This window comes from Ekhidna sp. (assembly GCF_040220215.1).
Classification (GTDB): domain Bacteria; phylum Bacteroidota; class Bacteroidia; order Cytophagales; family Cyclobacteriaceae; genus Ekhidna.
Map to the genome: position 1 here is coordinate 1 of NZ_JAVJTR010000016.1, position 12,866 is coordinate 12,866.

The following is a 12,866-nucleotide window of genomic DNA, read 5'->3' on the forward strand; positions in this document are numbered from 1 at the left end:
AGTGACTACAGTTTCATCACTGCTGCTAACTGTTATAGTAAGCACATCACCATCCTCGTCTTCAAATACATCACTATAATTTATTTGAGCTGCACTGAACCCTTCCACAAGAGACGTTTGATCATTTAACGGATTGACTACAATCGGAGCATCATTGACATTATTAACGGTCACTGTAAATTCATCAGATATTGTTTCACCGTTCCCGTCATCAGCAGTAACTGTAATGGTAGAAGTTCCTAGGCCAACTTCTGTTATGGTTAAAATGGCGTTGGATTCACTTATAGTTACTACAGTTTCGTTACTACTTGTTACAGAATAGGTGAGTGCATCACCATCTTCATCTGTAAAAGTTCCAGAAATGTCAATCTCAGCACTTCCAAAGCCTTCATTCAGATTTTGATCTGTAATAGCACTTGCTATAGTAGGCGCATCGTTGATGTTATTAACCGTTACCAAAAATTCATCTGAAGCGGTTCCTCCATTGCCATCATTGGCTGTTACAGTAACTGTTGTCATTCCATTACCAACTTCAGTAATGGTAAGTGTAGACCCTGCAATATTTGCAGTTACAACAGTTTCGTCTCCACTTGAAACTTCTAGTGATAGCACATCTCCATCCTCATCTGAGAATGTGCCTGAAAGGTCTAATTCAATGCTGTTAAATCCTTCATCCAACTCCTGATCTACTGTAGCATTAACTACTATTGGCGCATCATTGACATTACTTACAGTTACAATGAATTCATCAGAAGTTGTCACTCCTGAACCATCATTGGCTGTAACTGTCACAGTAGATGGGCCAAAGTTTCCAACCTCAGTTATTGTTAAAAGCGCTCCTGAATTACTAACTGTTACAATAGTCTCATCTGAACTTGATGCTTGGTATGTTAGTGCATCACCATCCTGATCTGTAAAAACATTGGTAAGATCGATTTCCTGAGTAGTAAACCCTTCATCCAGCTCCTGATCGGCAATTGGATTTGTTACGAGTATGCTCTCATTTTGATTTACAACGGCTATCGTAAATGACTTACTGAAAGTGCCTCCGTTTCCATCATTCGTTTCAATGCGAACAGAATAGCTGTTTTGCGTTTCGAAATCGAATATTTCTAAAGCTTGCAACTCATTACCTACAATTTCGAACGAGGCATTATCAGTGTCACCTGATCCGCTCACCAAATCATAAGTAAAGCTTTCTCCCGCGTCTTCATCTGTGGTAGATAAGGTGCCAATCGACTCACCAACTGAATTATTTTCGGTTATAGAGGTGCCACTTAGCTGGATGTCAGTAGGAGCTTCCGAAACATCATTCACTGTGATGGTAAATGCTTGCTCCAGGGTATTTCCTCCACCATCATCCGTCATCATTCGGATGCTGTAACTTGATTGAATTTCAAAATCAAAGCTAGCCGCAGTTAGCAGTAGATTGTTTGATATGGAGAATAAGTTATTGTCAGTGTCTCCCGTTCCAGACACCAGGGTGTAGGTGTATGAACCAGAAAGGTCTTCACCAAACGTATTCATAGTGCCTACAGTAGTTCCGGATGATTCATTTTCATTTACGGAATAATTGCTAAGTGTAAAAGATGTCACTTGAGCAGGAAGATCATTTACTGAAACTGCGAATGCTTTTTCAAAAGTTAACCCACCTTGATCGGTGACGATTACTTCTACCGTGTAGCTCGACTTGGTTTCAAAATCTAATTCAACAGCAGTCACCAATTGATCACCATTAATATCAAATGAAGTATTGTCTGCCACACCACCTTTAAGTGAATAGGTGTGATTGTCCGTCAGGTCTTCATCTGTCACGCTTAGTGCACCTACTACTGTGCCACTAGGATTACTTTCATCAATTGTTGCATTATCAAGTGCTATATCTGATGGGGCTTCATTTACATCGTTTAGTGTGATAGTAACCATCTCTGAATAAGCCTCATTTTCTGAATCTCTCACTTCCAATTCAAATGTGAACTCATTCTTGGTCTCAAAATCAAGAGAAATGAAATTGGTAGTAATCAGGTTAGACCCATCGATATCGAATGATTGCCAATCGTCATTTTCCAATACAGCAACCACATAATAAGTGAAGGTCTCATTGAAGTTTGCATCTAGCGAAGACAACTCCGCGACAACAGTTCCAGAGGCACTATTTTCATCTACCGAGGTAGAAGTAAGAATAATATCTGTAGGAGCAACTTCTACTTCCGTAATAGTTACGTCCCAATCTTGAGTGCCTCCATCCTCAGCGGTTACGGTATAGGTAACAGCACTTGAAAAATCCTGAACAACCCCTGAATTGGGAGCTATAGATCCATTTTGGGAAACACCAATAGTCGGAGTGATTGCAGAAATATCTGTGCCTGCCACCGCCTGAGCTGTGACGGTATGTGTTCCTTCATCGATTGCTGCGTTTCCATCTATTCCGGAGAATGTGAAAGACTCAATGTCATTTTCAGCATATGGGACAAAATCAATTCCAAAACCTGCATCATAGCTATTGGAGTTACTAACTTCAGTGGCATCATAGTTTGCAAATGATGAGTTATTGAAAGTGAATTGAAGACTTGTCAGATCATCTGAATCACCATGATTGTTAGCTGTGCCTGCCATTGAAAGTGCTGCTGAATATCCATCCGCTGCAACAGTCAATGTTGGTATAAGTCCGGATGGCAGATTGTTGATTGTATAATCTATACCATGGCTAAGTGTACTTCCAGCGTTGACGAATGTATCATCAATCAAATAGATTCTTGCTGTTCCCTCTAATGATCCGTCATTTGAAAGTGTCTCAGTAAAGTCACCTAAATCGACATTGTATTGAAGAATTTCATAATTACCTCCATCTGCAATAAAAATTCTTGAGCCATCAGGGCTAACACCTAATCCACTTGGCCATACACCGATTGCATCCAGGTCAAACGTTTCCTCGATGTTCCCGCCTTGCGTAACATCATACGGCACATTTAGGCGATATCGAATGGTTATATAGTCATTGTCATCAGTTATCACCATGTACCTTCCGTCAGAAGAAAACTTCATGCCAGTTGGGCTTGCATCAATCAAGTCAAATTGGTTGTCAAAGGTGGCAGAAGAAATATCAAATGGAGTACTTAATGTGAATTGCATGATAGCATTTTCATTTCCACCTCCCAGATATAGTCTACTTCCGTCCGGATTGAATGTGAATCCATAAACCGAGGTGTCATAGTCTTCATAGCTAAAAGAAATGCCACTGTAACTTACTCCAGTGCTAATGTCAAATGAACTCGTTAGGTTGTACTGATATATTATATAGTTGTCAGAACCAAGCACAAACATTTTCATTCCATCGGTGGAGAAGGCCAGGTCTTCTGCATACATATCCTCTACGGAATGGTCGTATGAAGCAACTTGAGAAGCGTCGGCAAGGTCATACGGGCTACTGAGTGCATATTCATAGACCGTGCCCAATCCATACACCGAAATAAACATTTTCATTCCATCATTGCTGAATATGATTCCGGAGGTGTAGTCTGAATAGGATGAAACATCCAATGGACTCTCGGTTGCTGTGGCAAAATCCATATCCAATGTATTACCATAGTTCAATGCAGGGTTATTATCACGATAATCTATCATCCTTTCGCTGCTTGCCGCTATGGCATTTTGAACGTCTGCTGCATTGCTATTGACGAAGGCGGAGTTGTTGAAAGTGAACACAAGCTCCGCATCATCTACATTTTGGTGGTTGTCTGCAACTCCACTTAAAGAAACGCTCGCTGAGGTACCATCAGCTGACACAGTCATCGTAGCAGCCAAACCAGCAGGTAGATTATCAATGGTATAATCAGATCCATATGTCATAGTAAATCCTGCGTTGGCAAAAGTGTCATCGTCAATTTCAATGTGAAGCGTGCCTTCGATTTCTCCATTGTTTGCACTTATTTCCCGGAAGCCATCTACGTCCAGATCAAACTGATAAACAAGGTTAAACTGTCCGCCGATTACGATCAGACGTTTCCGGTCTGTGCTGACAACAAAGTCTGTTGGACCATAGTCAATGTCATGGAAGTAGAAGCCACCGACAGCAGAGATTCCATCTGAAATATCAAATGGTGTGTTCAATTCATATTGTCTGATGTTAGATGAACTTGGGAAGGCACTGTTTGAGAGAAATATATTCTTCCCATCTTCGGATATCTGAATATCCGTATAGTTTAGACTGCTCACTGATGCTTCTACATCATCGTAGGAAATACCCGATGTGATGTCGAAAGGAGAGGTAAGCGTATATTGAAATATTTTGTCGTTAGAAGAGCCAATCATATACATCTTCTTGCCATTTGGGCTAAAGGTTATACCTGAGGGCTGAATATCCTCTGTATTGACCTTGAATGCTCCCTCATGTGTGATAGTTGAAGAAAGGTCAAATGCAGCTGACAGGCTGTACTGGTCTACCTCGTCACCACTTCCGTCCAAGATGAACATGATGGTGCCAGTAGGATCAAATACCAGGTCTCCAGGTGAGTTGACCTCAGCTAAAGTGTAAGAGTTGCCGCTGTAGGTGACCTCAGATATATCGAATGCTGAGGTAAGGTTATATTCAAATAAAGCATCATTCGTATACCCCACGATGAACATTTTCATTCCATCATTGCTGAATGCCATACTTCCGGGACTATCCTCCTCGGCGGTGAAGTCATAAGTAACAGATGGTCTATACTCCGGATAATCAGATAAGTCAAATTGATTTCCATAGGTAATCTTCGGATTATTATCCTCGAAATCGATCGTTGATCCTGTGTTAGCATTAATTGCATTGAAAACATATTGCGCATCAGAAGAAGTAAATGCAGAGCTTTCAAAAGTGATCGTTAAATCTGACACATCATCGATATCCTGATGACTATTGGCAGTTCCTGTTAACGTAAGTGTAGCTGAAAGTCTGTTTCCTGCAACAGTAAGCTCTGGAGACAAGCCTGTTGGGATTCCAGTAATACTGTAATCAACATCATCTGTAAGCAACCCGGTTTGAGAAAATGTCTCATTGGCTATGGTTATTAGCATAGACCCATCCACCTCACCTGTATTTAGGTATGTTTCGGTAAAGACTTCCGGAGTATATGTCAAGCTACCATTATCAGTAAAGTCAATATCAGCAGCAAGAGTGAGTGAGCTATTTGAAACAGCAGAAGCACTTCCACCGGTGAAAGCCGCGTTAAGAAATGCTATTTGAATGTCTACCGCCCCATCATTGGCATCCTGATGATCAACAGCATTGCCTGAAAATGAGAGGTTGGCGGTTGTTCCATCACCGGAAACAGCCATTGAACCGGACAAACCTGAAGGAAGTCCTGATAGTGAAAAATGTGTATCAGGAGAAAGGGTACCTCCAGCATTGACGAAAGAATCACCAATCAGACTAAATGTATACTCCCCGTCTAACGCTCCACTATTTGCAGCCACCTCAGAGAAACTTATACCCGGAAGCTCATAGATATTGATGTCATCACCTACCAGACCAGTTACAAATAGTGTCTTACCATCACCGCTAAAGGCCATTGAAGATGGACTGGTATCTTGACCGCTTACAGATAGGCTTTGGTCTGAGGTTAACCCATCAGTAATGTCGAATGCACTTGATAATGGGTATCTGTAAATATTTCTGTGAGATCCGCCCATAACAAAAAACTCCATTCCATTAGGTGAAAATGTAGGACTGTAAGAATTTGCTGATCCAGTTTGAGCACTACCAACCTGGCTAGCTCCGGCAGTGATGTCGAAGGGTGTATTTAGCGCATATTGGTAAACCAGAGAACCGCTCGTCAAGAACATTCTTGAACCTTCAGGACTGAAAGTAATACCAATTCCATTGGTAAATGAAAACTCCCCCTCATGAGTTACTGTCCCGTTTATGTCAAAAGAAGTACCTAGGCTGTATTGATGGACTTTGTCATTGCCACTACCTATGATATACATTTTGCTACCGTCATGATTGAAAGTCATCCCAACTGGAATTGATTCATTTGCAGATACATCCAAAGGAGTTCCTTCTGGTGTGATACCTGAGGAGATATCATAAGGTGTGGTTAATGTATATTGATAAATATTGCCGTCGGATGAGATGATAAACATGGTACTTCCATCATTATTAAAAGTCATTTGATAAGGAGATCCTGTCTCATTCACTACTGAAACAGGGTTGTTATCAAATGTCATTCCTGTAAGTTGATAAGCATCAGAACCAAAAATTTGACCTGACAATTCTTTGAATTTCACTGAGAAATAGCTGTCTCCACTTACTGCGTTTAATACATCTGCTGCATCACTATTCTTGAAAGCAGAGTTATTGAAAGTAAATGTGAGGTTTTCAACATCGTCAGCAATGTCACTACTCGTAGCAGTTCCGTCAAGTGTCATATCTGCTGTTAATCCATTAGATGCAATTGTCAGGGAGGAAGATAAGCCAGATGGCAGTCCTGTAACATTGTAATGAGTTCCCTGGGTTAGTGTTGCCGTGGCATTATTAAATTGATCATTGATAATCCTTAACCTCAATGTCCCAATGATGCTTCCATTATCATTAAATGATTCCTCGAATTTGTCAGGAGAAATGGCGTATTGATTGACATTATCACTTCCAGAACCGCACATGAAAATCTTTTTCCTGTTCGGACTAAAGGTCACTCCTGTGGGGGAGTTTTCCTGAGAAAGAACATTGATTCCTCCTCCACCAGAAACTCCACCGGACAGGTCGTAAGGGTTGGCCAAATCATAAATTCCCATTATACGATTTGAGTTGGTATAAAGAATTTGGGAGCCATCTGGTCCAAATACTGCTGATAATATGGTATATGTTTGGTCGAATGTGCTTTCATGTGAAACACCGGATGTGATGTCAAAAGGAGTAGTCAAGCTGTACTGATAAAGGTCTGGCCCGCACAATAACATTGTTTTTCCATCCGGGCTGAATGATATGTCATGAACTCCAGCGACATCATCAATTACGCTGAATGTTCCCTGATTTTCGATTGTGCTGGTGAGATCATAAGCTGCAGAAAGACTGTACTGAGTCACATCATCACCAGTCTGACCGACTATAAACATGGTAAGACCATCTGTGCTAAATGCTACACCTGTTGGCAAAGTTTCATCACCACCAATATAGTAGCTATCCCCACTGTAACTAGCTCCTGAAGTAATATCGTAAGGGGTAGTTAAGGAGTAGTCATATACATAATCATACTGCGTATCAATGATGAATAACTTCGTTCCATCATTATTGAACGTCATTCCCCCCGCATTAAATACATCAACTGAGATATCGAGAACATTTTCATTGAAAGCTGCACCAGAAACATTAGGCAAAGAACCGTAAGTCACCATTGGTGAACCATTATTTCTGAAATCAATTTCGATACCACTGGGTCCACTTGCTCCTAATACGGATGATGCATCGCCACCTGCAAAAGCAGAATTGTTAAAAGTGAAATTCAAGCTTGCCACACCATCAGCATTTTCATTGTAAGTAGCGCTCCCATTAAAACTTAATGTGCCGTTAAGACCAGTGCTGGAGATATCAAGCACTGGTATCAACCCAGCAGGTAGATTTGATATTGTATAATCTGTATTGTACACCAAAGTTTCACCTGGGTTTGCGAATGTTTCTCCTGTTAAACCAAACGCAGTAAAACTTTCATCTATAGAGCCATTATTAATGATTGACTCAGAGAACACCGGAACATTTAAATCATATTGATTGATGTCATCTCCGGTGGATCCAACCACAAAGAGACGGTTTCCTGATGGATTAATACATAGACCGAATGCGTTGTTTTCCTCTGTAATCACAGAGAATGCGTCTCCAACTTCCGTCAATGTTGAGCTTACATCATAAGCTGTTTCCAATGAGTAGTGAACAATTGCGTCAGATGTATTCATGAGGAATAAATCAGACCCTCCATTTGCAAAATGGATGTCATATCCTCCGGAGAGGAGGGACTCAGAGGATCCAGCTGCTGTAATGGTTCCGCTTGTCACATCGAATGCGTTGGATAAATCATACTGATATATCTGTCGGGTTCCAGTATAGTTTCCAACGAAAAGCCGAGTGCCATCATCATTGAAATGAATAGCTGTGGCGTAAGTAATTCCTGTATAGTAGCTACCCTCAAGTTCCACTGTTGAGGATAGATCAAACCCTGTTGACAGGCTATACTGGTAGACGGTTCTTGAAGAAGTACCTATTATGTAAAACCTGGTTCCATCGTCATTGAAAATAAGTGAATAAGGCACTGATTCCTCAGTGCTGACACTGTATGACGCCTCGTGGGTCAAACCACCTGAAATATCATATGCAGATGTAAGTGCATACTGATTGATTTCATCAGCTGCACCACCGATGGTAAACACTGTCAATCCATCGTTACTAAAAGCAAGATCTGTTGGTGAAGTTTCTTCCGAGGCTACACTAGCGCTTGTGGTAAAGGTAGCTCCCGATTGAAAATCAAAGGAGCTTTTGTATGAAATTGATTGTGCGCTCGCAAAGCTCATCATAGTGAGCATAAATGCAAGCAATAAGATTTTTTTAACTAAGACGTTTGTCATGGCATTGCGATTTTGGTTTGAATTCAAACTTGCTGCTATACCATTAATAATCGCCTGACCCTATGGGCTAGTTTTGACCTACCCGAGGGGGTAGTTTTTTAAATAATTGCGTTTTAAGCCTGGAAAGGAGGTTTCTAGGATCGGCCAACAATCAAGTGGAGAGCTTCTTTTCTGTTGTTTACCCCCAGCTTTTCGTACACATTTTTGAGGTGGTACTTTACAGTGTTCACAGAAACGAACACTTCTTCAGCTATTTCTTGATTGGTTTTGTCCGAAACTGTTAGGTTCAAAATTTCAAACTCTCGTTCTGTCAATGGCTGGTGCAGTTTTTGGTTAAGTTCATCAAGACTGAGCTTAATTGAGTCACTATCACCAAGGAGTGAGTTGATCTTAAGTCTAAGGTTTTCTATTTCCTCAGCCAGAAGTTTTTGCTTTAGTCTGGATTTTTGCTTGAGAGAGAATATGATAAAGCCACCAATCACCATAATAAAGATTAAGGCCCCCACAAGGAGATATTTTTCCCTTTTCTGTTGTAACAGCTGCAGTGAGGCAATTGCTAGTTCCTGTTCTTTTTTCTCTGTCTGATATTTGGTCTCCAACTCCGCAATTTGTCTGGATTTTTCCTCTGTGAAGATTTTTGATTCAATTTCATTTTTAGATTTTAAATATTCTACAGCCGTTTGGTATTCACCCATATCATAAGCTATTTGACTCAGCAACTCATAGGTATATACTTCATCCTGTGCAAATTGAAGCTCTTGTGCTATTTGCAATGCTTCAAGTGCCATTGCTTTGGCCTCACCGAGCTTCCCCATGTACATCAGGTTTTCAGCTTTGCTTTGTAAAGTGTTCTGCACCCCGGAAGACATTCCTATTTCCCTGAAAACCTCGAGTGCCTGATCATATAGTGCATTAGCCGTTTGATATTGCTCCAAAACAAGTGTGTAAACTGTGCCCGAATTGAGTAGTGTATTGGCATATCCTTCTTTTTCTCCTATGGTCTGAAAAAGGGAAGCTGCCTGATCGTAGTAATCGAGTTCTACCTGGGCATTTTCATTAAAGCCTGCCATCATCCCCAGGTTATTAAGTGCATGCCCCCATCGAAGGGTATCTCCAAATTGGCGGGATAGAAGTTCTACTTGTTTGAAATAATCAATGGCTTTTTGATCCTCTTCCTGCATCATATAATCAATGCCAAGATTGTTGAATGCATCAATGAGTGTAACCGTATCCTTATATTGTTCAGCAACCTCGATTGCTTTGAATGAATAAGTAGTAGACTGCTGATAGTTGGCCAGGTAGCTGAAGCTGGTCGAAAGGGCTACATAAATCTGCCCTTTCAACTCATCACTATCAAAGGATTCGCTTAGTCGGAGTGCTGTATTGGAAAGAACTAATGCAGTATCAGGATCGGTTTCTGCGTATTCTTTAGCAAGCTTGGTTAAAGTTGTCAGATAATTTCGATCAGCTTCGTCCAATTCCTGAAGCTTTAGTTCTAAACTACTGATAGTTGTCTGCGCACGAACGGTCACGCATAAGAGAATGAGAGTAAGCCACTTAAGGCACTTTAATAACATAGTCTAAGGCTTCTTTTCTATTATTCACTCCTAATTTACCATAGGTGTTTCTTAAATGGAACTTGACTGTACTTGTAGTTATAAATAATTCTTCACCAATCTCAGTATTTGTTTTCGCATCAAGGCTCAGTTTGAGTACTTCAAATTCTCTTTCGCTGAGAGGTGTTTTCAGTTTATCATTAAGATCCTCAATATTCAGGTTAATGTCGGGAGGTGTTGCATTCAACTCCAGCAACCTTTTCTGCATCGCCTCGAATCTTAACGCTTGAGTTTCCATTTCCGACCTATGCTTCAAGATTCGAATCCTTATTTTATAAAAAATTAAACCGGATGCTATTACCAACAATCCACATAAAGAATAGAACCACCATGTTTCCCAAAAAGGAGTACTAATGAATATGGAAATTGCCCTAGTCTCACCCCATTCGCCATCTCTATTTCTTGCTTTTACCCTAAATAGGTAATTACCGCCATTTAGGTTTGTATAGTTTGCCTGGCGACTTTTTTCAGCGTAGATCCAGTCTTCATCAAGCCCATCGAGCTTATAGGCAAATTGAATTTTTTGTTTGCGTGAGAGTGCAGGAGAGGTAAATCCAAATGAAAAAAAGTTCTCCGTGTAGCTTAAATTAATATGCTCAACATAATCAAGAGACTCCTTAAGCTGATAATCCTGGTTTCTCACTTTAAAATCGGTGAAGTACACCTTTGGGATGTCAAATAAAAACTGGATCGAATCCGGGTGAAACATGGAATAACCACCATACGAACCAACCAGGAGATAATCATCAACTCTAATAAAGCATCCTGCATAATCTATTCCATCAGCTTTATTGTAGTTAATTATCTCACCACTTTCTGTTTCCATTTTACTAATGCCTTCATTGGTGCCTAACCACATAGATTGATTTACATCAAATACAATGTCAATTACGTTGTTGGAAGGTAGGTTTGAATTCGATGTATTGATTAATTCTTCTTTTCCGTCCTCCATCCTAATCAGGCCATTTGAAGAACCGATCCATTTCACCATGTTTTTATCCTCACGAACTACATAAATGTGTTGATTTTTTTTTGTCTCGATACTTTCAGGGCGGAAGTGCGTAATGGAATTATTCTTAGGATCATAAATGAGAATGTCTTCATCAGTGCTAAACCAGATTTTTTGATCGCTGGCAATCATCATATTATGGTATCGGGGGATATTCTGGCTGTTTATTTTAAAAAGGGGCGAAACCTCATTGGTTTCAAGGTTTAATTTGTAAACCCCACTGTAAGCAGTTAAAATCAGTGCGTACTCGGATGTCCATTCATGTATGGATTGCATGACCAATCCAGATTCAGGCATATTAGACATTATTAAGGTTCTGATCTGGCCAGTAACCTTGTCAAGGTATTTTAGTGATCTACCAGCATCAATAACTATGACTTTGTCTTCCAGTTCTAGCATACTATAGACCACCTCAGGCATTCCTTTAGTAATGATCCTTTGGTCTTTGGTTTTTTTGTCAATCTCCCAAAGTCCTTCACCATGCACCCCTGCTAAATATATTTTATCATACTTACCTGTAACGGCTGTAATTCTTCCGTATTCTTTTTGGGCAAAGTTGAGCGGCACAAAGGGGAACTTGTGTGCATCTCCATCATAGAAAGATACTCCGTTTACACCCCCGACCCATAGCTTTTCTTCATCAGCTAACACAGTGTAAGTGAATCCGGGGAATGGTGATTTGTGGTTATCCATATCAGAGTGAATGAATCGGATTTGTTTAGATTGAGTATCATATATGGCAAGACCTTTTTTACGGACGGCAAGCCAAAACTCAGTGCTGGATTTTCGAGCGATATCAAAAGTTCTAATATTTTCACTCAAGTCAGAATATGACTCGTTCCATCTTCCATTATCAATTTGATACTCATCAATCCCTGCGTAGTAGAATCCGCCAAGTATGGTACTTTTATTAGGTTGAAAGGCTGCAAACAACCCGTAGCGATTGATTTTTTCCAAAGGGTGATCAATGACATGAAACTCTTCTTTTTTGGAGTCGAAAGCAATCAGCCCACTAGTGGTTCCAAGCCATAGTGTGTCCGGTCTCCATTGGTCAGGAATGATGGCTCGAATCGCTTTAGTACCTTTTCTTTCTAAAGAAATAAATGGATCATAGTTTACCGCTTTTCTGGTTTCCAAATCCAGGCTGCTCAAGCCAATACCATTATCAAATCCTATCCATATTTTCCCATTAGAATCCTCTACAATTTTTCTTACCCGGTCCCCGGGGATACTGCTAGGATTAGTTGGGTTGTGTTTGAATGTTATAATTGAGTCTGTTTTAGGATCCAGAATACTCACACCATGCGTATTAGTTCCAATCCAGATTAACCCTTTCGAATCTTGAAAAATGTCATTAATGAGGTCGTCAGGTAAGGCATAGCCATTTTGTTGGTTGTAATGCTTGAATTCATACCCATCATATCTACTTAGTCCGTTGACTGTTCCCATCCACATGAAACCCTGCTGATCTTTGAAAATGCAATGAACGCTGTTTGATGGTAAACCGTCTTCCTGTGTTAATCTGTAAAATTCCATTCGCTGGGCTACAGACATATTGCTGAGTCCTAGATATACCAGATATGTAAGGATATTTTTCACGCTAAGGCAGCTTGCTATAAAAGTTACAGTGTTTTTTGTCAAATCAGGAA

The 12,866-nt window shown here is 40.4% G+C and carries 3 protein-coding genes; all 3 read right to left on the minus strand.

Features of this window, described 5'->3' with window-relative positions:
• The coding region (locus tag RIC88_RS08630; protein ID WP_350217136.1) for a cadherin domain-containing protein at nt 1-8,592 on the minus strand (8,592 nt) is incomplete at its 3' end.
• A gap of 134 nt (nt 8,593-8,726) precedes the next feature.
• Nucleotides 8,727-10,169 (minus strand): LuxR C-terminal-related transcriptional regulator, encoded by a 1,443-nt coding sequence (locus RIC88_RS08635; RefSeq protein WP_350217137.1) that lies wholly within the window; start codon nt 10,167-10,169, stop codon nt 8,727-8,729.
• Entirely contained in the window at nt 10,150-12,816 is a 2,667-nt protein-coding gene (locus RIC88_RS08640; protein ID WP_350217138.1) for a ligand-binding sensor domain-containing protein, read from the minus strand. Before RIC88_RS08640 ends, RIC88_RS08635 begins: the two co-directional genes overlap by 20 nt.
• Nucleotides 12,817-12,866 lie beyond the last annotated feature (50 nt).